Below are 26,085 nucleotides of genomic sequence, written 5' to 3'. Positions count from 1 at the left end.
TAAACATTGCAAAATATTTAAGTTATATTGTAGCAGAAGATCCGTTTATTCGGATACTAGGCTGGGCAAGAAAGCTGCAGCAGCCCCTATGAGCAGTGTTGATCAAACCTTGCGTAAGTAGTAGAAACATAATATCATGAGAGGAGAACTTTTAAGGGGGCATATTGGACGATGATTGTTGAAAATACGGGTTTAGACGGATTAAAAAGCGATTTAGCTTACTTGGACGAATCCGCTGAGAAAGTCGGCTTCATCCGCTGGCAATGGGAATATTACCGTGCTACATACGATTACAAAATTGAATTCAACAATGATGACTACTACCTCCGAATTAATACACGTGCCGTTGAAGGCAAACTGGAGCGACCTGACGCGGTTCTGGCTATCGAAGCCGTATATATGGGGCGGGCTACCTTCCCGCACGGTCTCGAGTATGAATCGGAAATTCCGGCACAAGTGATTAAGACAGCCAATAGCAAACTAACCGAGCTAAAGGAACTGCTCGAGGCTTGAGCGAACTATAGATGAAAGACAGCCAAGAAAGGCCTAGACGCGGAACACCCGATTTCCAGCTGCTTATTTTGACTTTATTGCTCGTTGGTTTCGGGATTGTCATGGTGTTTAGCTCCAGCTCCAGCGTGACTCAATTTAGTGAGAAATTTAATTATAATCCCTTATATTTTACGAAGAAGCAAATCATTTTTGCGGGGGTTGGCATCTTCGGAATGTTCATTACGATGAATATTCCTTATGAGAAGTTCCGCAAGCTCTTCGCACCGATATTCATACTAGCTATTATTCTGTTGATGATCGTTCCCTTCATGAACAAGATTAATGGGGCCAGCTCCTGGCTCCAGATCGGTTCACTCGGCATCCAGCCGACTGAGCTGGCCAAGATCACGACGATTATGTATCTGGCAGCTCTAATATCCAAGAAGGGAGAACGATTCCGAGATTTGAGGACCGGCTACATTCCCGTCATGGTCATTGTCGGCTTCGTCGCTGGACTGATTATGCTGCAGCCGGACTTGGGCTCCTGTATGATCCTTGTAGCTACAGCCGGATTGATTATTCTCGCCGGCGGTGCCAACATGAAGCATATCCTCGGTTCGATCGGACTCTTGATTCTCGGTGCCAGCATCGTCCTAGGAATCGGATCGCTATGGAACAAAATTAATCCCCCTAGCGAATCCGCTCAATCTGGTAACCAATATCAGCTGGACCGAATCAAAGCGTATATTGATCCATGGGCAGATCCTCAGCATACGAGTTACAACCTCATTCAATCCCTGACTGCAATGGGTCACGGGGGAGTGACAGGTACCGGATTCGGACAAGGTATTCAGAAGCTGCATTATTTGCCGAATGCCTACAATGACTTCATTTTCTCCGTCATTGGTGAAGAATTCGGATTTATCGGTACGTTTTTATTCCTGCTCTTCTATCTATACTTCATTTGGAGGGGCCTGCTCGTCTCCTTGAGATGCTCCAGCGCCTTTGGCACATTACTGGGCGTTGGCATTATGGGACTTATCGCCATTCAATCCTTCATTAACATCGGCGGGGTAACCCGTACAATCCCGATTACCGGCGTAACCTTGCCGTTTATTAGCTATGGCGGCTCTTCGCTGGTTGTCATGATGCTAGCAATGGGGATCGTACTTAGCATTTCAAGAGAATCGTCGCTTCCGTCGAAGCAAGAGAGAACCAAATCGGTTGTCGTCAAGGAAGAGAGTGTATTCGAACGGAATCAACGCAGAAATCGTAATATGTAATTTCATTCAAAAAAAGACTGCTGGATCGAAATCCGCAGTCTTTTTCTAATTCAATTCTGAACGCTCGGGTAGCGTCAAAAACTATGTAATCCATAACTCTGATCATCTGTCAGTTATGCCTCATCGTCTTTAAAAGCTACACCTTCAACCTTCACATTTACTTCAACAACTTTAAGCCCGGTCATACTCTCAACGGCTTCCCGCACATTCTGTTGCAACATACGGCATACCTCATGGATTGGAGTCTCATAGAGAACGATAATCCGCAAATCGATCGCCGCTTCCAATTGACCGACCTCTACGGTAACGCCTTTTTGCACGTTCTTACCACTCAACCGTTTTGCCCAGCCTTCGGACAATCCTCCGGACATTGCAGCAATACCCGGTGTTTCCAAGGCGGCCATACCCGCGACTTTGGATACAACATCATCTGAAATTTTAATCATACCCATATCCAATTGCAGTTGCTCGGTCATGGTTATCCCTCCTTCAACCTACTACTTATATTTTATATGGTAAGACCAAGTAAAGCAAATATAGACCGCATCATTTGTTTGAATTATAATCTTCAATTGTTGGTATATTAAATTGAAAAACAAATTGAGTCTGCCATCATTAAATTCTGTATACCGAGGTGCATTACATGAAAAAATTTATTTCGCCTGGATTGCTAGTCCTAACCTTCTTGCTTAGCGCTATAGGGCATTATGCTCATTGGCCGGACACGCTTCAGTTCATCATTTCGGCTATAGCCGTCATCTTCGTAGCCGGATTTCTCGGTAAAGCAACCGAGAGCGTAGCCCATTATGCCGGACAAAGGCTGGGCGGATTCCTTAACGCAACCTTTGGCAACGCCGCAGAACTTATCATCGGTATTCTGCTCGTTCGTGAAGGAATGTTCGAGACCGTCAAGGCGAGCATCACCGGATCGATCATCGGTAATCTGTTGCTTGTACTCGGCCTTAGCCTGTTCGCTGGCGGGTTGAAATACAAGGTACAGCGCTTCAATGTTCCACTCGCCAATATGAACGGATCTCTTATGATTGTTGCGGTTATCGCTCTATTCATACCTGCTATCTTCCTGCAGACCCATGTGCTCCATGAAGAAGACCGCACCACTCTGAGTCTTGTCGTAGGCGGAATTCTTATTGTTGCCTATATTCTCTGGCTCGTCTTCTCGATGATCACACATAAGAAATATTTGAGCGATGTTGTTGAGGAGCACAAGCCGGAAGACGGAGCAGCAGAAGAACATGGCCCTGCCTGGTCGAAAAAAAGATCTATTCTCTATCTTATTCTTGCTACAGTCATGGTCGCTTTCGTTAGTGAATGGCTTGTACATACGTTGGATACATTTACACAAAAATTTGGCCTAAGCGAGATATTTGTAGGTGCGTTCGTCGTGGCAATTATCGGAAATGCTGCAGAGCATAGCGCTGCCGTACTGCTCGCCATGAAGAATAAAATTGGTGCTGCCGTGGAGATTGCCGTCGGAAGCAGTCTGCAGATCTCCCTGTTCGTCGCCCCTGTCCTAATCTTCATCAGCCATCTGTTCGGAAAACCGATGGACATCGTCTTCACGATCATCGAGCTTGCCGCCATCGGCGTATCCGTATTTATCGCCAAATCAATTATTCAAGATGGTCAGACGAACTGGTATGAAGGATTGCTGCTGCTCTCCGTATATGCCATCCTCGGTGTCTCGTTCTACCTGGTATAGATGTTAATGTACAAACTACAAGCATATGCTTCGGTGCTGTAAGTCTGACTTTATAAACACACACTATATATAAAATAAAGCGCAGATTCGGGACCCCGAATTCTGCGCTTTATAAATTATATCGCTCAATTGACGCAAAGACTTTAAGCTTCTCGGCTATTCATTGCTTCATACAGGGATGCCAGATTCCGTTCAAGTCTGCTTATGATTAGCTTGCCCTCCTGCTCCTGTACAAGGCCAGCGCGTACCGCATAATCAACCTGTCTTGAAAAACCGTACATCTGGGTATCCAGAACTTCCTCATAGAGAGGGCAATAACGAGTAGCGAGATTCTCCATCTGTACTTCGATCAGTTTCTCTATTTTATCTGCATCTTCCTTCAGAAGATTAAGCGCTTTGAGATTAATTTGCTCCTGTATATCAGATGAAGTCATGTTTCTTCCCCCCTATGTCCTTATCACTCATCAACTCTATTCTTAATATTAGACGAAATTCAGAGCCAATACAAGAACCTCTCCAAATAATCACTCTCTTAAAAATTATATGTCAAAATATTATATGTATACAAAAAAACACTTCCGCCCATAGGACGGAAATGTTTCCCTGTTACTTGACTTATTCGGCCACAACTTGAACCTTCAAGTCGTGTTTAGCGAACACTTCCGATACGGCTTTCTTCGCTTCGTCCGCATCCGGTCCATGGACATGCAATTGATAGTCCTGTGTATTAACGAGTGTAGTAAAAAGGCCGAGAATACTCTTAACATCGATATACTTGCTGTCAGCTTGCAACACGATGGAAGAAGTAAATTTGCCTGCTGTCTGAGCAATTTCAACAATCGCTTGATTATTATTTGCCATTGGAATCCCTCCGCGTCGATACTGTAGAATTTATACAATATAATGATACCTTGAATCCGCTTTCCAGGCAAGGGATTTTCTCTTAGAGGTGGTTCAAACAGGCGCTTGATCAAGCACTTTATTTGAGATTCTCCGGATTCAAACCTTCCAGTTCTGGAATTACGAAAATACCATCCTTACGAATTAATACATCGTCGAAGTAAATTTCCCCGCCGCCGTATTCAGGACGCTGAATAAGTACCAGATCCCAATGGATCGAGGAACGGTTACCGTTGTCTGTCTCATCATACGCTTGACCTGGTGTAAAGTGCAGGCTGCCTGCAATCTTCTCGTCGAAGAGGATATCCTTCATCGGATGAAGAATGTACGGGTTAAAGCCAATCGCAAATTCACCGATATATCTAGCTCCCTCATCTGAATTCAGAATTTCATTCAGACGAGTTGTATCGTTGCTGGTCGCCTCAACAATTTTGCCGTTTTCGAAGCGGAATTTAATATTCTCAAAGGTGATGCCATTGTAAAGAGTAGCCGCATTATAGCTGATCGTACCGTTAACGGAATCACGTACGGGAGCGCTGTAAACCTCCCCATCTGGAATATTCTTCTGACCAGAGCATTTCTCTGCGCCGATGTCTTTAATTGAGAAGCTCAGATCGGTGCCTGGGCTAACAATGCGTACCCTGTCAGTACGCTTCATCAGATCGGCAAGTGCATCCTGGGCACGGTCCATCTTGGCATAATCAAGATTACATACATCAAAATAGAAATTCTCGAAGGCTTCCGTGCTTACATTTGCCAGTTGGGCCATGCTAGCGTTCGGATAGCGGAGTACAACCCATTTCGTATGCTTCACACGCTGCTCGCTATGAACCGGGTGCTGATAATGAGCATTGTACAATTTCATCTTATCTTCCGGAACATCAGAGGTATCATTCACATTTGATCCGGCACGAATCCCGATGTAGCAATCCATCATTTGCATTCTGTGTAGGTCATACTCGGCCCAGGCTTTAATGCCTTCCTCGGTCGCATACTTCAACTGTGCGCTTTGCAGCGCCTTGTCCGTTAATTCAACGAAGGCATGACCGCCCTTCTTCCCCACTTCTTCAACAATCGCTTTAATTAGATCGCGTTCATCACCGATCATCTCAATAAGTACATTCTCGCCAGGCTGAACATTGACGGAATAGCCCACGAGATTTTCTGCTAACTTTTGAATTCTAGGGTCTCTCATAATACTTGCCTCCTCATCACATAACGGGCAGTAACATACCGCTGCCCCTAACCATACAAGTCTCTATTGAACAATGGTTAATTCTTCATTATTGTACCACTACAACCCCTTTAAGTCAGCCTACTACTACGTTACTTGAACCCTTATTTGATCTTTGAGAACTGATTGTCCGTATAGAGCACTTCATGTTCGGTAATTCCGAGCGGATTTGGGTAGGATAATCTCGTCTCGGACACAAGTCTAGCTGGAAGTCCTGTCTTGCGATTCACGGTCAAATAGTACACTACCTTAGCATCTGCTTGCTCGATCATTTGCTCCAACTGCTTGTTCCCATTCACCCATAGATTGTTCATCTCTGTCTCGACCTCAGATGAATACTTCGAGCTAACCTGCTTCTTCTTACTGCTCCAGTCTGTCCGTATCCCTTCCATCTCACCGTCCAGCTTGGCCTTCAGTTGCTGCTTGGCCTCCTGAGGGTCAAGTTCAATTCGCAATACCTTTGTCCCCCTCGCAGCACCCTTCTCTAGCGACAGGTTCTTCTTATTCGCTCTGCGGATATCTTCTAACTGATCCAGTGGGTTCAACCGGGCTATCCCACGGGTGAAAGCGTTGGCATTGGAGGATGCGATCATCCAGGCCCCTCCCTGCCAGCGTAGCTTTGCCTCAAGACCTTGGCCTGTCTGGACTTCTGTGGTCTGCAGCTTTTGCCCCTGTCCGCCGGGGAGAACCGTACGCATATTTAATTCATGATGATCATTCAGTTCACCGACATAAGCGAATGAATCTTCGATTTTCTCCTGCTTCCCGCGAGCAAGAACTGCATTACCTTGGAATGTCAGTTGCTCATGACCTGCAAGGCCAGCATAAGTGAGATCGAACCAATCCCCTGCCGTCTTCGTCTCCCCGATCTGGCAAGCCGCCACAGGTAGAACGAGGCTAAATACAACCGTTAGTTTCATCACGGATAACCGTATTCTCATATAACGATCAGACTCCTCTACTACAAGCTCCTCACAGCTTTATAGAACATATTGTTCATGCAATAGTAGGCTGTCCCCCTGTATAGAAACTATTCATCATAACCTAACAAGAAAGGGACATCCTTATTGGATGTCCCCATGAATACTATAGCTCCGGATTCAGGCCGATATGTGTCTGATTCCTGCCATTGTTCTTCGCCTTGTATAAAGCCATATCAGCATAATAGAACAATGATTCTACACTGATCTTCTCGCTGTCCCGCGTCCATTCGGCTATGCCGCAGGAGACGGTTACCTTCGGGTCGGTCTCACTTGCTACCCGCAAACGGATCGTCTCAGCGATCTGATAACCGCTCTCGACATCGGCTCCCGGTAAGTAAATGGCCAGTTCCTCGCCGCCCCAACGGGCTGCGATATCCGTCTTACGGATCGTGCTTCTGACGATAGAGCTAACCTGACGTAATATTTTATCCCCGATCTGATGGCCGTAAGTATCATTGACCCCTTTGAACTGATCGATATCTACGATAATCAGTGACCCACCCTCATCTTTGCGCTGGTGCTTCTGCACTGACTCGTCCAGATAATGGCGCGCGTACAACTCGGTCAGCATATCACGATTCGCCATTCTGCGCACTTCGGCATGCAGCGAGGCGTTAGCAATTGCAAGTCCGATATGCTGTGATAAGATCTGCAGCAACTTGTAATTGTCGTAGGAGAAGAAGCGCTCCTCGCGGTGAGCAAGCATGATCGCCCCATTCACCTCACCGCGCACAATGATCGGCGCTGCAATCAGCGAACGCGACTTGGTCTCCTCCATGAATTTAGAAGAGATTTTCCCATAAGCCTGGTAATCAGACAAAATAATTGGTTCTCGCGTGGAGTAGACAAGTCCATTGAATCCATAATCTTTAGGGAAGAACTCTTTGAATATTCTTGGGAAGTTGGAGGACATAATCTCGAAGCAGTCGCTCTCTTTATCTAATTGTGAGATACAGCAATATTCCGCCTTGAAGATCGACAGCAGCTCTTCTGTCGCAAATTTGAATACTTCCTTCAGACGCAAGCTCTGATTCAGCCGTTTGACCAACTCGTTAATCAGACGAAGCTCGCTGATCAGCAGATTTGACTGCTCATACAGCTTGGCATTCTCGAAAGCAGTACCTGCCGTATCACCCAGAATACCGATTAACTGCAGATCCGCCTCTTCGATCTCGTCAGAGAGGAATAAGTGCAGTACCCCATAGGCGCCCTGCTTGCCAATTAACGGAACGGCAATCTCAACGTAGCTGCTTCCATCATCCTTCTGCTTGTCCTCCCACAGCATAACCCCGTCCATAAACGCCCGCACACACATGCTGTCCTGTTCTCCCTGAAGCTGCAGCGTCCTAATCCGAGGATCACGGCTTGGATGGTCTTGTGACATTAACAGCTCTACTTTTGCGTCAGGATACATACCCGCGATCCGTTCGAACACTTCCTTCAGCACAGAGTCCACATCAATCTTGTCAGAGAGACGCTGGATGACTTGGAACAGCATGGCACGGCGCTGCTCTTCCCGCTTCGCCTGATTCTGGGCATTCAGCAAGTCTTCCACGAATAAAGCCTCGAACCGTTTATAGAAGCAAGCCGACAAATGCTGAGCAGCCGTATTCACGATCATTTCTGCAAATGGGAATTGACTCTCATTCACATCATTAATATGGCAGCCTAGCACGGCAAAAACCTCATGGTTATGACGTGTCTTGACCGGTGACAGAACATAGGCGCCCATCTGATCTTTGACGGACAGAGTGCCTTTTTGTTCAAGGATCTCTTTTAAGTTGTTGCGAATCATATCTTGATCTGAGATATCAATCTGTATTAGCGGCTGAGAGATGAGAATTTCTCCGAGGTAATTGGCGAGAAACCACCCGGCTTGATGCGAGTCGGGAAAAGAGGGTTGCTGCGGCAGCCAGTCCGAGTAAGACGCAAGCAAAAGCGAGTCTAGATACGGAAAATCGAAATCATTGATATCGAGTCGTTCCAGCCAGTTCTTCTGTTCTGCTTGATCTTCCTCTTCTATTCTCAGCGGCAAAGGCAAACCTAAATTTGCTCTGAACGTCATCGTCACGTCTGATCGTGATTGTTCTGCCATAATAAAAGCTCCTTTTCACTGCCAATTCAGCAGCGACTTAATATACAGCGAAGCTATAATGACTCTGCCCGGAGTATAAAAAATATCACATATTTGCTTAATTATAATAGTTGTTTCAAAAAAATTAATTTACCGAAGTTTGCTATCAATGATCATTTTACTATCAATTTTACTATTTTGCATTAAAAATCCTTCATTTTGTCCCATATTTTTAGGACCAATGCCCTATCGACAATTTTCACGCTTTTCAAACAAAAACTCATACTTGACAATACACAACTATTTCATATAATATTTATTGTTGATTAAGACTGGATAGAGTCTTACTTAGGGCATAACCATTGCGAGCACCCTCTCGGATTTTGTTGCTGACAAGACAGCGGCTGAACTTTCTTGTCAGAGAGCGGTACTATTCTATCCACCGCACAACCAAACAAAATCCGCGCAAAATAGAACCCTACAATAATAAACGTAGAAAAAAAGGAGTCTATTATACAATGGCACGTTACACTGGTCCTAAATTTAAACTCAGCCGCCGCCTTGGCATCTCTTTGAGCGGTACTGGAAAAGATTTGAAACGCCCTTTCCCTCCAGGACAACATGGTCCTAACCAACGGAGAAAAATTAGCAACTACGGTATGCAGTTGATGGAGAAGCAAAAACTGCGTCATATGTACGGCTTGGGCGAAAAACAATTCCGTACATTGTTTGAAAAAGCACAAAAAATGCAAGGTATTGCTGGTGAAAACTTCATGATCTTGCTGGAAAGCCGTTTGGACAACCTCGTATATCGTCTTGGTTTTGCTAATTCCCGTGCAGGCGCACGTCAATTGGTATCTCATGGACATATCACTGTTAACGGCAAGAAGGTAAACATTCCATCCTTCCGCGTGAGCTTGGGTGATGTTATCAGCCTTCGCGAAAGAAGCCGCGGCCAGTCTTCTGTTAAAGAAGCTTTGGAAAACCGCTCGCATCTTCCGGCATATCTTGAATACAACGACAACGCTATGGAAGGCAAATTCATTCGTTTGCCAGAACGCGCTGAGTTGTCCCAAGATATCGACGAGAAGCAAATCGTCGAGTTCTACAACCGTTAATATCTGTTCGCTGATCGAGCTGCTTCCAAGGCCTTTAGGGCCTTGGGGCAGCTTTTTTCATGATGGGATAGCCCTTGTTCAGATCCTGCCCTTTATTTCCTCCCTTCCGGTAACTCATCCCCCCATTTCATTTTGTATATAATAGGGATTATTCAAAGATTTCTCTTCTGATTAACATAAATCTCCAAGCTGATTAAATCCTATGATCCAAAATCGGCAATAAAGGCGAAAAAACGGTCATTTTCCTCATTTTTATGCTATAATGTTGCTTGTTATAAAGGAGGATACTGCATGGTTCATGAGAACGATAAAAGCTCCGGACGGCCGTCAGGTCAAGGAATCTCCCGGAGCAATAAAAGCGAGAAAAGCGAGAAGAGCGAGAAAAGCAAGAAACCTCCCCGTAAACGCAGCAAGTGGCGTTGGGTCTGGACGTCCTTCAGCGTCCTCATAATGCTTATTATTGCCGGAGTTCTCTTTGCAGGAGGGGCCGTCTTCGGCTATGTAACCTCTATCGTTAAAGATGACCCTGTACGTTCACGGGAAGATATTGAGCAGAAAATCGCATATAACGAAATTACCGGATTTGCATATTTCCGCAACGGTGATCCTATCGGTCAGCTTCGGACTGAAGAAGATCGACGGCCAATCAGTACCGAGGAGGTCCCCGATTCCGTAGTCGATGCGTTACTCGCAATCGAGGACAACCATTTCTACGATCATAAAGGGATCGATTTCAAAGGTACGCTTCGCGCCGTCAAACAGAAATTGCTAAATGAAGACGTGCAGACTGGCGGCAGTACGCTGACCCAGCAGTTGGCACGCCGCGTCTTCTTGAATCTGGATCGTACAAGCGACCGCAAAATCAAGGAAATGCTGCTCGCTTTGCGGCTGGAACGCTTTCTGTCCAAGCCGGAAATTTTAACCGCTTATCTTAATAAGGTTCCGTTCGGCAATGGTTCCAACGGCTATCAAGTGTATGGAATTAAGGCTGCAGCAAAGGGCATTTTCAATATTTCTAATCTGAGTGATCTGAATATCGCTGAATCGGCCTATCTGGCAGGATTGCCGCAGCTCCCTTCCTCTTACTCTGCATACAACGGCAAAGGGGAGTTTAACGCAGATGCATTCGAACGAGCACTGAAGAGACAGCGTCTCGTGCTGCAGAGAATGCTTGAAGAGAGCAAAATCACGAATGAGCAATATCAGGAGGCACTGGCGTTCGATATCAAGGGCGCGCTCGCTCCGCAGACGAAGAAAGCCTATGAGACTTTCCCTTATCTTATGCTGGAAACCGAGCGGCAAGCAGCCATCGTTATTGCGATGTTGAATAACCCGAACATGACCAAAGAGGAAGTTTCCAAAAATCCGCAAATGATTGAGGAAGCTCGTCAGGAATTGTTAACCGGAGGTTATCGGGTCTATACGACGATTGACAAGAAAGTATACAACTCGATGCATAAGGTATCCGAAAATGCCGATAATTTCTCGCCTCTCAGCAAGACCAAAGGGCTTGAGCAAGTTGCCGGAATGATGCTTGATAATCGTACAGGCGCTATTCTCGGCATGATCGAAGGTCGCGATTTCTACACCGAGCAAATGAACTATGCAACGCAAATGGTTCGGCAGCCAGGTTCAACCATGAAACCGATCGCCGCCTATTTGCCAGCCATGGAAGCTGGGTTAATCCAGCCAGCCAGCATTATTGATGATTCGCCGATCATCCTGCGTGACTATCAGAAGGGCTACCATATTCCGGTCAACTCCAGTGGCGGCTATAAAGGTCTGGTTACAGCTCGTACCGCCTTGAATGAGTCTCGCAATATTCCGGCGCTAAGAGTGTTTAACGATGTGGTTGGCATCGAGAAGGCCTGGGACTTCTCCCGAAAGCTTGGAATCACTACCCTGGATGAAAAAGATAACGGAGCAACAACAGGTGTACTGGGTGGACTTACACGCGGGGTGACCGTTGAAGAACTAACGAATGCTTATAGTTCCATCGCTAACGGCGGCAATTTTACGGACGCCTACATGATTGAGAAGATCACCGATTCCAAAGGCAAGATCGTCTATAAGCATGAGGTTAAGCCGGAGCGAGTATTCTCAGAGCAAACCGCTTATCTGATGACCGATATGCTGCGCACCGTTATTACAGACGGTACCGGTAAATCGCTCAAGTCTTCATTCAAGAATTATGGCAAGATTCCAATTGTCGGCAAGACCGGTACAACGCAAAATTATGCCGACGTGTGGTTTATGGGATATACCCCAGATGTAACACTAGGAATATGGATCGGGTACAAGGAACCCGCCAATACGCTATCCGATGCCGGTAAATCCCGGGCTCGCTCAATCTGGGCCTCTGTCATGAACGAGGTAAGCGAGAACGAGAAAGAGCTGTTCGTCACACCGAAGTTTACGAAGCCTGACGGTATCGTCTCCAAGACCGTCTCCGGTTATAGCGGCAAGCTACCGACAGACTTGACGAGAGAGGCTGGTAAGCTGGTTACCGATATTTTCAATGCTAAATATGTCCCTACCGGACCTGATGACGTATTGGTAAGAATGAAATATATCACTTATAACGGCGTCAACTACATTCCGCAGGAAGCGACTCCTTCCGATATGGTTCGGGAGAAGGTCGTCGTAAAGCGGGCCAAGCCGATCAAAGAGTTGGTTGAAGAATTGCAGCATGCCTTCTCGGTTATGAAGGGCAGCCATCGCTCTCTCGATTACTATATGCCGAAAGATGCGGGTGAAGACGCTCCGAACAAGATCGACCCGCGGGTTGATGACGGGGCAGCTCCAGCGGCGCCAACTAATGTCAGACTGACTGGCGAAGGCAGCATTACCTTCAATAAAAATAGTGAAAGCGATGTTGTAGGCTATCGCTTGTATCGTTCTACGGACGGCATAAATTATCAGAATACTGGAAAGGCTGCACTCGCCGGCGAGGCAACGCAGTTCACTGACTCAGGCGGATCAGCGTTCAGTTATTATGTGACGGCGGTCGATGTTGCTGGCAAGGAATCCGAGCCAAGTGCCATCGTCAGCAGCGCCTGGGCTCCCGAACAGCCTCTACCCGGAGAGGAACTTCCATGGCCAAGCGATCCGGACGACCCGTCCAATGGTCAGGTACTGCCAGCGGCTCCCGTTCAAGTGAATATTCAAGGGGATAATGGACAGTACACGGTTAGTTGGGCTGCCAATGCACACGATGACTATGTAACAAGCTACAGCATTTACTTCTCTGATCACTCGGACGGTTCCTACTCCAATATAGGCTCTACGCAAGGAACGCAGTTCAGCTTCCAGAGCGATGCCTCAAGTGGCTGGATCAAGGTTACCGCCTTTAACAGCAAAGGGGAATCGATCCCATCATCACCAGTAAAGTTCGGCGGCTGAAGCTGATATAACACAAACAGAGGGTTCCAGGAAGATCTTCCTGGAACCCTCTTTATTTATAAACATTTAGATATTTGTTCAAAAAGTTTGGTTTTCAGCACCGAGAAGGTTGGATGAAGCTAGGGTCTGAGGAGCGCAGCGTACGTAGTGGGTACGTGAGCACCGGAAGACCCGGGTGAATTCAAGATTCGATGCCGGATCCGCTTCCTGATTAACTTCGTGATCAAAAGCGGACTTTTTGAACTTCCTCTAGTCTTCGATTGTGGATAGATCACCGGTTGGAAGATTCAACTCCCAAGCTTTCAGTACCCGGCGCATGATTTTGCCGGAACGGGTCTTGGGCAGCTTATCCTTGAATTCGATCTCGCGTGGAGCAGCGTGCGCAGACAAGCCTTCTTTGACGAAACGTGAAATCTCCGCCTTAAGCTCATCTGTAGCTACATACCCTTCCCGCAGAGAGATAAAGGCCTTGATAATCTCACCGCGAACCGGATCAGGCTTGCCGATAACTCCCGCCTCGGCTACAGCTGGGTGCTCAACCAGCTTGCTCTCGACTTCGAACGGCCCTATGCGCTCGCCTGAAGAGTTGATCACGTCATCGATCCGGCCTTGGAACCAGAAGTAGCCGTCCTCATCCATATAAGCCGTATCACCAGAAATATACCAGCCTGGGATACGGAAGTACTCCTCATACTTCGGCGCATTGTTCCAGATTAGGCGCATCATTGACGGCCATGGCGTACGAATCGCCAGATTACCCATCCGGTTGGGTGGGAGCTCTTTCCCATTATCATCGATAATCGCCGCTTCTATGCCTGGCACCGGCTTGCCCATAGAGCCCGGCTTGATCGGCATCGACGGATAGTTGCAGATCAATTGCCCGCCTGTCTCCGTCATCCACCATGTATCATGAATTCTATGGCCATAGACTCTATGTCCCCAGCGTACAACCTCCGGGTTAAGCGGCTCGCCAACGGATAGGACATGCCTTAACGAGGAGAGATCATACTGCTTCACGATATCTTCACCGGCTCCCATGAGCATACGGAATGCCGTTGGTGCACTGTACCATATTGTCACCTGGTTGTTAGCTATCGTCTCATACCAGTCGCCAGGGCCGAATCTGCCCCCACGGACTACGTTGGTAACCCCATGCAGCCAAGGCGCGAATATCCCGTATGAGGTTCCCGTTACCCAGCCAGGGTCAGCCGTGCACCAGTACACATCCCCTTCGCGTAAATCAAGGACGACTCTGCCCGTATGATAATGCTGAATCATTGCATTGTGGACATGGTACACTCCCTTCGGTCTCCCCGTTGAACCGGAAGTATAATGAAGGATCATTCCATCCTCACGGTTAAGCCACTCCATTTCCGCTTCAGAGGATGCCTGCTTCATCTCCGCATGGTAGTCAAGCGTATTCTCATCCGTATCAACATTCTCGCCAACGACGAATACCGTCTTCAGCAGCGGTAGCTCATCTCGCTTCACTCGCGGTAGCAGCGCCGGAGTCGTAATAATCGCGGTTGCTCCGCTATCCTCAAGTCTATCTTTGACTGCCGTCTCCATGAATGCTTCGAACAGCGGTCCGACGACCGCACCAACCTTAAGTGTACCGAGAAGTGTAATATATAGCTCAGGACTGCGTGGCATGAAAATGAATACACGGTCCCCTTTAGCTATTCCACGGCTGCGCAGCACATTGGCGAAGCGGTTGGTCAGGTCCTTCAGATCTTGGAAGGTGTACGATTCATTACGGCTTGCATCACTGAAGCGTAGCGCAACACGATCCCCTTTGCCGGCATCGACATGGCGATCTATCGCCTCATAGGCCATATTCACCTTGCCTGTTTCATACCAGGAAAATTGCTTCTCTACTTCCTCCCAATTAAAATTCGCATACGCTTCTTCATAGCTGCCCAGATGGGATGAGGCGGCCTCCGCCCAAATAATTTCTCCTTGCAGTTGACTCATTGTTCCATCCTCCTTGAATCTGTAAGATTGAAAATAATGAAAATAAAAGATGAAGATATGAAAACGGATACAAAAATGGGATGAATAGAAAGGCTAAATTGGTTCGACAACGAGTAGGATGGTATCCGTTCTATGAAGAAGCAAAAAGGGGAGAGAAGTTTGTAAATAATATCACATTGTCAATGTATAATTGTGATCTTTTTGTGTCGGATATCATTATAGCACACGTTATTACGACACGGCTATACTTTTCAAATTTTCATTTTTCTGTTATAAGTGAGAGGAACGAGTTAAGGAGGCGGTCCCATGGAACACCGTAAAACGTATATCCGCCATACGATACCCTATCAGGATAATGAGATCGTCATCGAAGGTCCTGTCTCGCCTTCCCACCTACAGACCTTGCAGATGCATCCCGAGCTAGATGCCTTCCGCAGGCCGAAGGATCAGCATGAGGCTCTGATTGAAATTGCCGGCTTGCCGGAAGGGCGAATTATTCTGGCTAGAGAGAACGAAGTGATTGTCGGTTATGTGACCTTCCACTATCCGGATGAAATGGAGCGCTGGTCACAAGGGCGAATGCCCGATTTGATCGAGCTTGGCGCAATTGAAGTTGCCAATGCCTATCGTTCGATGAAGCTAGGATCAAGAATGATCAATACCGCATTTGAAGACAGTCAGATGGAGAAATACATTGTGTTCACGACCGAATATTATTGGCACTGGGATTTAAAGAGCAGTGGACTCAGCGTCTGGGACTACCGCAAAATGATGGAGCGGCTGATGCAAACCGTGGATATGGTCTGGTATGCGACCGATGATCCGGAGATTTGCTCTCATCCGGCCAACTGCTTGATGGTACGTATCGGCAAAGAGGTGCCTATTGAATCGGAAGAGCAGTTTGATCGGATCCGTTTCCAGCAGCGCTTCATGTATTAGAGGAAGTTCAAAAAGTCCGCTTTTGATAAGAAAACCAATCGAGGCCAATTCATGGATGAGCGACCGCGGTTCAAAGGTAGGTTTTCTTGCGATATAGAATTTCATCAGCATAGCTGATAACTAATAAATTCTATATCTAACACGACGCAAACCAAGGGAGCATATTCGACTTCAAATCTTGAATTCAGCCGGGGCTAAGAGAATGCTTACGAAGTCATGTTTCCTTCGGAAACATCTCAGGTGCTCACGTACAAACCACGTACGCTACGCTCCTTACGTCCCTAGCTTCATCCAACTGAAGCGTTTCGAAAAAACGCACAACGGAAGCATAAGCCTCGGTGCTGAAAACCGGCCTTTTGAACACACATTATTAATATGGACTGCTAGCTGCAACTAAGGGCCATAAGGAGGGAAAGTGAGGCTATGTCTGGAAACGCTTTATTTGTTCATCATGACGAGCTGTCCAATTATTGTTTTCATAACAATCATCCCTTTCATCCGATTCGTCTGCAATCGACACTCGATCTATTGAAAGAGATTCACGCTCTTACGCCCGAGCATATGCTGCAATCACGTCCTGCCGTCCCCGGCGAACTGGAATGGGTCCACCAGCCCGCGTATGTAGAGGCTGTTCAACAATTAAGCAAGAACCCACCTGATCCCGCTTGGACGAAGCGCGCAGAACAGTATGGATTGATGGATGAGGATACACCTTTTTTTAGCGGAATGCATGATGCGGCAACCTATGTTGTCGGCGGTTCTATTACAGCGGTTGAAGCCGTCTTGTCCGGGCAGACAACACATGCCCTGCACTTAGGCGGCGGATTGCACCATGCACTCTCAGGCAGAGCTGCCGGATTCTGCGTATATAATGATGCTGCGGTCGCTATTGAATATGCCAGGCGCCAGTATGGTGCCCGTGTGCTCTATATTGATACAGACGTCCATCACGGAGATGGAGTACAATGGAGCTTCTATTCAGAACCAGAAGTATGCACCTATTCCATCCATGAGACAGGTAAATATTTGTTCCCTGGTACAGGCTTCGTCCACGAACGTGGAGAGCATCACGGATATGGAGCAAGTATGAATATCCCGCTGCAGCCTTATACGGAGGACGATTCCTGGATGGAATGCTTCGAAGCATCGGTTCGTAGACTGATTGCTTATTACAAGCCAGATATGATCTTTAGTCTCCACGGCTGCGATGCCCACGCCCTCGATCCTTTATCCCACATGCAATGCAGCATGAGAATCTATCACGAAATGCCTGCAATTCTGCACGAGTTGGCCCATATGTATTGCGAAGGACGCTGGGTTGCTGTTGGAGGCGGCGGGTATGATCTATGGCGTGTCGTTCCCCGGGCATGGAGCCTGCTCTGGTTGGAGATGAGCGATCACCCGCTGAAGCGGGAGCTTGATGCAGATCCCTCCCTTCACCTCCCGCAAGACTGGATCGATCGCTGGCAGGATCAGGCTGAAGTTCGTCTGCCTACGACCTGGCTGGATGATATGTCACATTGGGAAGGAATTCCGCGCCGGGAAGAGATCACAGCAAAAAACCGCGATATTCTCGCGGTCGCCTTACAGGACTATCCTGAAGTTTGAGTTCAGACGATTCTCTGCAGCATATCATTCACAATCTCAAATGAGCGGCTAGCAGCCTTCTCTGTGAACTCGGCAAAATTCACATCCGCTGTTCCATCTGCCTTATCAGACATTGAACGAAGTACCACATATGGAATCTCATTCATATAACAAACCTGGGCGACAGCGGAGCCCTCCATTTCTACGCAGGCCCCGGCCATGGTCTCATATAACTCACTGACGAGAACACGATCGGCGACGAATTGATCCCCTGAGAGCACTTTGCCTACGATAAAATTGTGGTCTGTACACAGCTTGTCACATGCTTCCTCAGCCAGTTGGATCAGATCTTCATTCGCAGGAAAATCGGAAATCTCTTGATAAGGTATGATCCCGCGCTCATATCCGAGCGGCGTTACATCCATATCATGCTGCTGGCAGGACGAAGAAATGACGATATCGCCAATATCAAGCGTTGGATTAACAGCTCCGGCCACTCCGGTGAACCAGATCATTTCCACTCGAAAATAATCGATTAGCACCTGCGTTGTCATCGCCGCATTCACTTTACCAACTCCCGATTTGCACACGACAACGTTCTTGCCATGGAGCAGACCTTGAACGAAAGAAATACCAGCCCGCTTCACTTCCTCCTTGTCATCCATCCCTTGCAGGAGTAGGGCGATTTCTTCATCCATCGCTCCGATAAGACCAATTCTACTCATAGTTCCGCGACTCCTTCACTTCATATTGTATACAGCTTAAAATTAAACCCTAAAAAAGCCCCTTCAAGAGAAGGAGCTTTTTTCCCGATAACCTTTTTCATATATTTGTTCTGTGTCTATCTTCTATCTGATGGCCACCAGCAAAGCTAAGGCCCCGTTAAGCATTACACATGACTGACAGAGAGTCGCAGAATCGTCTCATGAGGCAAAATCACATGCGGGTTGTCCACCGCTTCCTTCTTCATCAGCTTCGTCAACAAGCGCATAGCGACCGCACCAAGGTCGTACATCGGCTGGGCAACCGTCGTCAATTGCGGACGTACCATCGATGCCATGCGAATATTGTCTACGCTGATAATGGAGAAGTCGTCAGGCACTTTAAGACCTTCATCCTGAATACTGTGAATAGCTCCAATGGCCATTTCGTCGGTAGCTGAGAATATCGCTGTCGGCCGTTTCTTGAGACCGAGGAAATACTTCATAGCCTCGACACCGGATTCGTAGCGGTAGTTGCCAATCCGCACCAAATCCTCTTGATACTCGATTCCAGCCGTCTCGAGAGCGCGTTTATAGCCCTGAAAACGTGCATAACCGTTCGCCGGGTCCTGCAAAGTGCCGCTGATCATAGCAATATTGCGATGACCGTGACGAATCAGCGTACTCACTGCATCGAATGCAGCAGCTTCGTGGTCAATATCCACGGATGGGAACATACCCTTCTCGTCGCTCGTCGCACAGAGTACGATTGGAACAGACGAAGTCTGGAATGCTTGAACATGCTCTTCTGTTACTACTCCGCCCATGAAAAGAAGTCCGTCAACCTGCTTCTCAAGCAAGGTATTTACGACACGAATCTCCTTCTCCTTCTTCTTGTCTGCGTTACATAGGATAATGTTATAGTGGTACATGTTGGCGATGTCTTCGATACCTCGCGCAATCTCTGCAAAAATTGAATTCGAGATGTCTGGGATGACCACTCCGACCGTGGTCGTCTTCTTGCTGGCAAGACCTCTTGCCACCGCATTTGGACGATATCCCAAACGTTCAATCGCTTCGTATACTTTCTTCCTGGTCTGCGGCTTGACATTCGGATTGTTGTTTACAACCCGAGAAACCGTCGCCATCGAAACGCCCGCTTCACGTGCCACATCGTAAATGGTAACCGTCACATTCTTCTCTCCATTGCCAATAGATTTTCACTCGTTCATCCGGTAAGGTCCAGTACCCCAATTAGTTTAATGATACGACAAAATATTACTTTGTGCAATGATAACGCTTCACTTATCCCAGAATTCCTTGTAGAGCTCCGGAAGTAATCTGTGAATGGGAAGTATTCCATACTGCTTGCCCATTCTTGACGAGTATTGCCTGAGGGGATTCATGCTTCACGCCAAGCAACTCGGCAGCAGCATTAGATACCTCTCGATCTTCAATCACATAAATCAAACCATATATAACTCCCTCATTGGGAGCCGCATTCAAATATGCTGTAAACTCTCGATGCGCCCCGGAACTGATTGGGCAACGAGTACTGTGTTTGAACAACAAAAGCGGTTGACTAGTGGATTGCTGCAAAGCGCTATGAAGGTCTTCTATGGATGTTATTCTTAGCAAATTATACATGACATATCCATCCCTTCTTCATTTAGAGGTAATTCAAAAAGTCCACTCCCTAGCTTCGTCCAATCTTGGGTCTGAAAACCGGTCTTTTTGAACACGCACTTTAAGGATCTGTACCTTGCCATATGTTATATTAACAAAATGCGCCCCTTAAAAACAACTTTATTCGTCATTTCTTTTAAATTGATTTACTTCGTTTCTAGAAATTGGCGTTTTTTCACAAATGAAGATAAGCTGGATAAGCGAAATGATATTGTCTCCATCCAGTCAGCGTCCCCAGCTTTACTCGCATACCCGTACAAATCCAGTAGTAGATTAATGCGTTCCTCGCATTTTTCTACCAAGAATGCATCAAATGAGGACACCTCCAATAGTTCCTGCCCGGACTTATAAATGTCATACAATACCGAAGCAAGCTCATTCACACTCGTAAAAACAACTCTTCCTTCCTGGCGCTGTTCCTTTAGCTCAGCTAACAGCTTTGTTACATCCTGCTTAAATGACGGAATTAATTCATAAGAAGAGCAATCCTCGCATTCCAGAATAGGAACTAAGTCGATTTGATACATATTTTCGAAAACTAGCATCCGAAAGCTAAGAGTCATTGCCTGGCCGCAACGGCAGAATAAAAGCACGGTATCACCTCATAATCACATCTGTGCTGTATGTAATCTTTGATTCACATTTGATACAATTAAAATATTGAAATCGATTTTCGTCAAGACTCATTTCAGACAGGGGGAGACTATATTGAGACTAACTGGAAAAAAAGTGATCGCGTTGGTAGATGAGGAGTTCGAGGATTTGGAGCTATGGTATCCGATTTACCGCGTCCGCGAAGAGGGGGCCGAAGTTCATCTCGTCGGCCCGGAGAAAGGCAAAATATACATCGGCAAATATGGGGTTCCTGCAGAAGCTGAATTCTCCTTTGAGGAAATCTCTGCAAATCAATATGATGGCATTCTTGTACCCGGAGGCTGGGCTCCTGACAAGCTCCGCCGCTATCCCAAGGTACTGGAGATGATCCGCCAGCTGCATGCGGCCCAGAAACCGATCGGACAGATCTGCCACGCCGGTTGGGTACTGATCTCAGCCGGAATTCTGAAAGGCGTCACGGTCACCTCAACGCCAGGCATTCGCGACGACATGGAGAATGCCGGGGCGATTTGGAAGGATGAGCCCGTCGTTGTCGATGGACATATCATCTCTGCACGCCGTCCACCGGATTTGCCGCCTTACGGCAAAGCTTATGTCGACGCACTTGCAGCTAAATAACTTGAGAGAAAGCAACGGGGTTGTTCAGAAAGGACAAAACAGCGGGAATACGGAACTAAAAATATGGAAATATCCACATTTTTGTACCACTAAAACCATTGGAGCTCGCAAAGCGCAATAGACAAAATGGTCAGTATTCTCCCCTGATATGAGGCATAGGAATCCTAAAAAACAGTGTGATAGGACTTATCAAGCGGTCAAAAATGTCCGTTAGAGCAAGAAAAAAACAACTAAGCTCTTCTAACGGACACTTTCGACCATTAGAAACAAAAATGCGGTTTTACGCGACATTTCCCCTTTTTAATGGACATAATTGTCCGTTAAAAGAGCAGAGTACCAAAGGAACAACGCTAACGGTCAATTATGTCCGTCCGAGTGATCAGGTCAAACGCAAAAGGGGCGTGTGAAGTACTACTAAAGTAATAATCTTAATTTATAGAATAAAGAAAGGGCCATCCCTTGGTTTTTAAACCTAGAGGGAAGCCCTTATTCATCATAAGATCTTACAAACCCGATAGCAATGGCATGCCATGCTTAGCTGAGCAGGGGTGCATATGGCAGGACTTCTGTATCCTGCAGCGGTGTTTTTCCGCAGCATGATACAACATTTCCAGCTACCAGCGCAGCGGCGCCTCGTCCTTCCAGATGATCCATCTGGCCATCTCCTGGATCGGTGCATTGCCGATCGTATACATATCTCTTTCTCCGCTCTGTAAATCAATAAAATGCAGCATACCGCCGTACGTTCCCACGGCAAGCAGCGCTTCATCAGCCGACACGGCAAGACCGCTAATCGTACTGCCGACAAAATAGCGCCAAATCTCCTCACCTTCGCTGTTAATAAGGCGCAGGTAACCGTAAGCATCGCCGAGAATTTGGCCATTCGATACTGTAGCCGCGGCGTATACTCGCATGTCTCCATCCATGCTGGGCCATTCCTTGTCAACAGTAGCTGCATTGTCTGTCAACTCGGCGATTGGAACTTTAATTGTCTCCCCGTTATAGAAATGGCAGGCATTGAACCAGACCTCCCGGCTATCCAGAGAGAAGGTGCAATAATGCGGGTAACTGGATACAGGTGCGATCTCATGAATGACCCGTTCCTTGGTATCGAGCAGCAAATGCTCACTGCACTGGCCGCCGAAGGCGATCCAGCGATTGTCCGGCGATACCGCCCCATGCATCATGGCATCACCGATATAGCGGTCTTCCTCGTCCTCGTCATCTCCATATGTAGCCGGATCGGGGTGGAGTAGAGTCACATGCTCCTGCTCCACAAGAAAGGTTCCCCCGCTCGATACGAGCAAGAGAGACTGTCCGTTTTCGAAAGGAACCATTTTTATAAGGCTTCTTGCAGGTATTTCATCATCGGCGAGTGACTCGTATTGAGGTAAAATATCTTTTATTTGCCGCTGCAGCGCAGCCCACTTATAACGAGCGGCTACAGTACCTTGGAGCTTACAATCCGGCTCGGCTAGAACACGAATTTCTTTGTCGTCTGCCAGCGCTACATATTTTCGATCAGGAGAGACGCCTGCACTGTATATATTAGCAAAGGCCTCTATGCTAGTCGCATCCGCTACATAGATTTGCGGCTGCGCGGAATCGCTGGTTTGGAAGAGGATGCCTCCATTAAGCATGATTGTGATAGGCTCTACGCCTTGCATTTTGTCCTGATATATATCGGAAAAAGGCCAGGTGGCAGGTGGAAATTGGGAGCGCAGCTCCGCGATGTTTCCAGTCTCGTTGGCTGCCTTGATTTCTTTCAGTACTTTGCCGACCAGTCGATGGCGCTTGTCTTCTTCCGGATCCGCCTGTTTCTGCTGCCAGTTGCTCTCCATTCCAATCCTTACAAACTCATTCACATCCACAGCATACCGTTTACCCTCCTGCCGCCACTCCATCGCTAACTCTTCTCGCTGTTGTGTCATCTTTTTTCCTCCTTGTGATAGGCTGGCCTGTTCATAATGAATTGCGCTGCCTGAATCATCTCATAGTTTGTTTTTAAAATCGCCTTACTGTACTTTGTCTTCTCAAAATCAGGGAAACACTGGCTTACTGGGTGTCCATTTAATCTTATACTTAATTCATTTGAATAACTCTGTGCAGCTTCAAATTAAAGCGGGTCCGTCCAACTCAGTCGGTCGATCTTAAGCTTCCTGAACATTTTTTTCTGTAACAGATAAATCGCTTTATTCGTAAACACTGCTCTTTCACTATTGGTTAAACTGCTAAGTAGAAAAAGACGCACAAGAAAAGCAGGACGGAAAAACAACTCATTTTTCCGTTCTGCTTTCATTTTAGGGACTTATTGGACAGCCCCGTTGCTTTTCATAGTCCGTTCTATATCAATAAGATTTAACGTACTTCGGTTCCTAAGTAACGAACCAGTTCCGCTTCCACCTCAGTGCTCGTCGATAGACGGTAGCAATGGGCGCCTAATTCACGACTCTCACTAGCGTAAATATTCAGTATCCGGTGCTTGACGCGAAGAAGGGATTGCGACGACATGCTCAGGTTGCTTACCCCGAGATAGAGCCAAATCGGAAGTGCCCTCTCATCGCTGGCCAGCTCGCCGCATACACTGATCGGAATTCCCGCTTCCTTCGCCGCTATAACGGTCTGTCGAAGCATACGTAGTACCGCCGGATGAAAAGGGTGATACATATGGGCAATCTTCTCATTCATCCGGTCTACAGCAAGCACGTACTGGACCAGATCATTCGTGCCTATGCTGAAGAAATCTACTTCCTGAGCCAGAAGATCTGCAATCGCTACGGCTGCTGGGACCTCAATCATCGCCCCGATCGGTACATTGTCGTCATAGGCAATTCCTCTAGCGGTAAGTTCTTGCTTGGCTTCCTGCAAAATTTCTTTCGCTTTGCGAACCTCCTCCAGCGAGGAGATCATCGGATAGAGAATTTTAACATTACCGTAAGCACTTGCCCGCAGAATAGCCATTAACTGCGTTTTGAAAATTTCTTTATTATCAAGGCTTATACGAATGGCCCGGAATCCCAGCACTGGGTTCTCTTCTTCAGGGATCGTAAAGTATTCCAGCTGCTTATCACCGCCGATATCCAATGTTCGGATCACGACCGAATGCTCTCCCATTCTCTCGGCGATCTGACGGTAGACCTCAAACTGCTCCTCTTCGCTTGGGAAGCCCAGCCGATCCATATACAGAAATTCTGTCCGGAACAGCCCAACTCCCTCCGCTCCATATTTGAAGGTCAGCTCCAGATCCTTCACCGAGCTAATATTGCCAGCCAGCTTCATCCGCACATTATCCTTCGTTACAGGGTCCACCGTAGCGAGTAGCTGCAGTTGTTCCTTCCTCCGCCGCTGTCTCTCGGCAATCGCTGTATATTGATCGATAATGACATGATCCGGGTTCAGGAAAATAGCTCCTTCATCCCCGTCAATCACCAGAAGATCGCCTGTCTTAAATATCTCTGTCAAGGAATCCTCCAGGCCTGAGACGAGTGGAATTCCAAGCGCTCGTGCCATAATTGCCGAATGCGAAGTCTTGCCCCCAGCTATCGTTACCATCCCCAGCACACGCTGTGGATTCAAATGGACAAGCTGTGAGGGGGACAATTCCCGGGCTACCAGGATATAGGGCTGTGTATCGGAAGGCAGTGTAATATCTGGGGTTCCGAGCAAATGCTTAAGCAATCGGTTACCAACATCCTTAATATCAAGCGCCCGCTCCTTCATATACTCATCATCCAACAGATCAAACATCGTTACAAAATGATCAATCGCCTCTTTAACAGCCACTTCGGCCGCTTTGTATTGACGCTCTATAATCCCGCGAATTTCACTCATAAAAACAGGATCTTCCAGTATGGCGATATGTGCATCAAAAATGTTAGATTCTGCTACTCCAACCGTCTCTTTAATCTCGTTCTTCATGAACTCGATTTCAGTCTTGGACGTTCTAATGCCTTCATACAGCCTTTCGAACTCCTTGGCCAAATCCACACTTTCCATTCGCCGATCCGGAACATCCCATTCCCAGGTGGGCAGCACAAATGCCTTGCCGATAGCAACACCAGCCGCTGCACCAATACCTTGTATCATGTTTCGACCCCCTAAACCTATTTAAACCCTTATAGAGGTTGTTCAACAAGCCAGTACTGAACTCTGACTATTGAACACGCATTTATAGGATAGTCTCTCTCTATTTCTTAATGGTAAGCCCAGCCTCATTCTTTTGTCAAAGGAAATAGTGCAGACAAGTGAAAATCGCCCGGCATAGATTATACCGGACGATATTCAAGGTCCTATTAGCTCTGGATTGATTCTCTTAACCGTGGCGTTTGCCGATCAGGAGGCTGTCCTCCACCTTAATACAGCGGTCCATAATGACGGTGAGCCCGCCTTTAACGGCGGTGTCAGCCGCTTCCTCGTTAATGATGCCCTGCTGCAGCCACAATACGTTAGCGCCGATCTCAACCGCCTCCTTGGCGATCTCAGGTGTATATTCGCTGCGGCGGAAGACATCAACAATGTCTATAGGCTCAGGAATATCCTTAAGCGATGGATAGACCTTCTCGCCGAGAATTTCACCCGAGACGACAGGGTTGACCGGGATAATCCGGTATCCATTGCTCTGCAATGCCTCAGCAATCATATGAGAAGTACGATCCGGCTTATCAGACAAACCGACAATCGCAATATTTCCGGCCTTCTCTAGAATTTCTTTGATTTTCTCTCTGCTTGGATTTTCAAATGCCATTTTGCTTACTCCTCT

Annotated in this window: 23 protein-coding genes; 8 read left to right on the top strand and 15 right to left on the bottom strand. The window is 47.1% G+C overall.

The window, feature by feature from the left end; all coding sequences use genetic code 11:
* The first annotated feature begins 171 nt into the window (after positions 1-171).
* Complete coding sequence (locus tag EI981_RS09200) at positions 172-513, top strand: YugN family protein (protein ID WP_126997432.1); 342 nt, start codon at positions 172-174, stop codon at positions 511-513.
* An 11-nt stretch (positions 514-524) separates the two neighbouring features.
* Positions 525-1,775 carry a putative lipid II flippase FtsW gene (ftsW, locus tag EI981_RS09195; RefSeq protein ID WP_126997430.1) on the top strand — a complete coding sequence of 417 codons (1,251 nt, stop codon included), beginning with the start codon at positions 525-527 and terminating at the stop codon, positions 1,773-1,775.
* A 113-nt stretch (positions 1,776-1,888) separates the two neighbouring features.
* Here ftsW and EI981_RS09190 read toward each other — a convergent pair whose 3' ends face one another.
* Positions 1,889-2,251, bottom strand: a complete 363-nt coding sequence (locus EI981_RS09190; protein WP_068781950.1) for an Asp23/Gls24 family envelope stress response protein — start codon at positions 2,249-2,251, stop codon at positions 1,889-1,891.
* A 167-nt stretch (positions 2,252-2,418) separates the two neighbouring features.
* On the opposite strand from EI981_RS09190, the gene cax reads away from it, so the two are divergent.
* Positions 2,419-3,495, top strand: a complete 1,077-nt coding sequence (gene cax / locus EI981_RS09185; protein ID WP_126997428.1) for a calcium/proton exchanger — start codon at positions 2,419-2,421, stop codon at positions 3,493-3,495.
* A 143-nt stretch (positions 3,496-3,638) separates the two neighbouring features.
* Here cax and EI981_RS09180 read toward each other — a convergent pair whose 3' ends face one another.
* The 5 genes from EI981_RS09180 to EI981_RS09160 form a co-directional block, all read right to left on the bottom strand.
* Positions 3,639-3,929, bottom strand: coding sequence for an Fpa/YlaN family protein (locus tag EI981_RS09180; RefSeq protein ID WP_126997426.1), 291 nt, complete (start codon positions 3,927-3,929; stop codon positions 3,639-3,641).
* 181 nt (positions 3,930-4,110) lie between these two features.
* Positions 4,111-4,356, bottom strand: coding sequence for an HPr family phosphocarrier protein (locus EI981_RS09175; RefSeq protein ID WP_126997424.1), 246 nt, complete (start codon positions 4,354-4,356; stop codon positions 4,111-4,113).
* Positions 4,357-4,474: 118 nt separating this feature from the next.
* Entirely contained in the window at positions 4,475-5,590 is a 1,116-nt protein-coding gene (locus EI981_RS09170) for an aminopeptidase (RefSeq protein ID WP_126997422.1), read from the bottom strand.
* Between the two features lie 143 nt (positions 5,591-5,733).
* Positions 5,734-6,570 (bottom strand): hypothetical protein, encoded by an 837-nt coding sequence (locus EI981_RS09165; RefSeq protein WP_126997420.1) that lies wholly within the window; start codon positions 6,568-6,570, stop codon positions 5,734-5,736.
* A 145-nt stretch (positions 6,571-6,715) separates the two neighbouring features.
* Complete coding sequence (locus EI981_RS09160) at positions 6,716-8,707, bottom strand: sensor domain-containing diguanylate cyclase (protein WP_227011776.1); 1,992 nt, start codon at positions 8,705-8,707, stop codon at positions 6,716-6,718.
* Between the two features lie 497 nt (positions 8,708-9,204).
* Here EI981_RS09160 and rpsD point away from each other — a divergent pair, with 497 nt between their 5' ends.
* Together rpsD and EI981_RS09150 are read left to right on the top strand one after the other, a co-directional pair.
* A complete protein-coding gene (gene rpsD, locus EI981_RS09155; protein WP_068781957.1) occupies positions 9,205-9,804 on the top strand; it encodes a 30S ribosomal protein S4 in 600 nt (199 codons plus the stop codon).
* A 291-nt stretch (positions 9,805-10,095) separates the two neighbouring features.
* Entirely contained in the window at positions 10,096-13,206 is a 3,111-nt protein-coding gene (locus EI981_RS09150) for a transglycosylase domain-containing protein (protein WP_126997418.1), read from the top strand.
* Positions 13,207-13,455: 249 nt separating this feature from the next.
* On the opposite strand, the gene acsA is transcribed toward EI981_RS09150, so the two are convergent.
* Positions 13,456-15,180 (bottom strand): acetate--CoA ligase, encoded by a 1,725-nt coding sequence (gene acsA / locus EI981_RS09145; protein ID WP_126997416.1) that lies wholly within the window; start codon positions 15,178-15,180, stop codon positions 13,456-13,458.
* Between the two features lie 306 nt (positions 15,181-15,486).
* Between acsA and EI981_RS09140 the strand changes: the two genes are divergently transcribed.
* Complete coding sequence (locus tag EI981_RS09140; protein WP_126997414.1) at positions 15,487-16,119, top strand: GNAT family N-acetyltransferase; 633 nt, start codon at positions 15,487-15,489, stop codon at positions 16,117-16,119.
* A 423-nt stretch (positions 16,120-16,542) separates the two neighbouring features.
* On the top strand, positions 16,543-17,727 hold the full coding sequence (locus tag EI981_RS09135; RefSeq protein WP_126997412.1) for an acetoin utilization protein AcuC: 1,185 nt from the start codon (positions 16,543-16,545) through the stop codon (positions 17,725-17,727).
* Positions 17,728-17,729: 2 nt separating this feature from the next.
* Here EI981_RS09135 and EI981_RS09130 read toward each other — a convergent pair whose 3' ends face one another.
* The 4 genes from EI981_RS09130 to EI981_RS09115 all read right to left on the bottom strand — a co-directional run bounded on the left by EI981_RS09130 (position 17,730) and on the right by EI981_RS09115 (position 20,638).
* Positions 17,730-18,431 (bottom strand): 5'-methylthioadenosine/adenosylhomocysteine nucleosidase, encoded by a 702-nt coding sequence (locus EI981_RS09130; protein WP_126997410.1) that lies wholly within the window; start codon positions 18,429-18,431, stop codon positions 17,730-17,732.
* A gap of 164 nt (positions 18,432-18,595) precedes the next feature.
* On the bottom strand, positions 18,596-19,600 hold the full coding sequence (ccpA, locus tag EI981_RS09125) for a catabolite control protein A (protein ID WP_068781962.1): 1,005 nt from the start codon (positions 19,598-19,600) through the stop codon (positions 18,596-18,598).
* A 112-nt stretch (positions 19,601-19,712) separates the two neighbouring features.
* Positions 19,713-20,054, bottom strand: coding sequence for a bacillithiol system redox-active protein YtxJ (gene ytxJ / locus EI981_RS09120; protein WP_126997408.1), 342 nt, complete (start codon positions 20,052-20,054; stop codon positions 19,713-19,715).
* Between the two features lie 185 nt (positions 20,055-20,239).
* The gene (locus EI981_RS09115) at positions 20,240-20,638 is read right to left on the bottom strand and encodes a hypothetical protein (protein WP_227011775.1); all 399 of its coding nucleotides are present in this window, start codon (positions 20,636-20,638) and stop codon (positions 20,240-20,242) included.
* A gap of 160 nt (positions 20,639-20,798) precedes the next feature.
* On the opposite strand from EI981_RS09115, the gene EI981_RS09110 reads away from it, so the two are divergent.
* On the top strand, positions 20,799-21,326 hold the full coding sequence (locus EI981_RS09110) for a type 1 glutamine amidotransferase domain-containing protein (RefSeq protein ID WP_127004503.1): 528 nt from the start codon (positions 20,799-20,801) through the stop codon (positions 21,324-21,326).
* 614 nt (positions 21,327-21,940) lie between these two features.
* Here the strand turns inward: EI981_RS09110 and EI981_RS09105 are convergent.
* From EI981_RS09105 to EI981_RS09095, 4 genes are all read right to left on the bottom strand, one after another.
* A complete protein-coding gene (locus EI981_RS09105; RefSeq protein WP_126997406.1) occupies positions 21,941-23,257 on the bottom strand; it encodes a PQQ-binding-like beta-propeller repeat protein in 1,317 nt (438 codons plus the stop codon).
* A gap of 185 nt (positions 23,258-23,442) precedes the next feature.
* Positions 23,443-23,625 (bottom strand): hypothetical protein, encoded by a 183-nt coding sequence (locus EI981_RS30325; RefSeq protein WP_472795100.1) that lies wholly within the window; start codon positions 23,623-23,625, stop codon positions 23,443-23,445.
* 59 nt (positions 23,626-23,684) lie between these two features.
* Complete coding sequence (gene ptsP, locus EI981_RS09100; RefSeq protein ID WP_126997404.1) at positions 23,685-25,412, bottom strand: phosphoenolpyruvate--protein phosphotransferase; 1,728 nt, start codon at positions 25,410-25,412, stop codon at positions 23,685-23,687.
* A 226-nt stretch (positions 25,413-25,638) separates the two neighbouring features.
* Complete coding sequence (locus EI981_RS09095) at positions 25,639-26,070, bottom strand: CoA-binding protein (protein WP_126997402.1); 432 nt, start codon at positions 26,068-26,070, stop codon at positions 25,639-25,641.
* Between the last annotated feature and the right edge of the window lie 15 nt (positions 26,071-26,085).

Source organism: Paenibacillus lutimineralis, assembly GCF_003991425.1.
GTDB classification, from domain to species: Bacteria; Bacillota; Bacilli; order Paenibacillales; family Paenibacillaceae; genus Fontibacillus; species Fontibacillus lutimineralis.
This window is presented reverse-complemented; position numbering and strand designations above follow the sequence as displayed.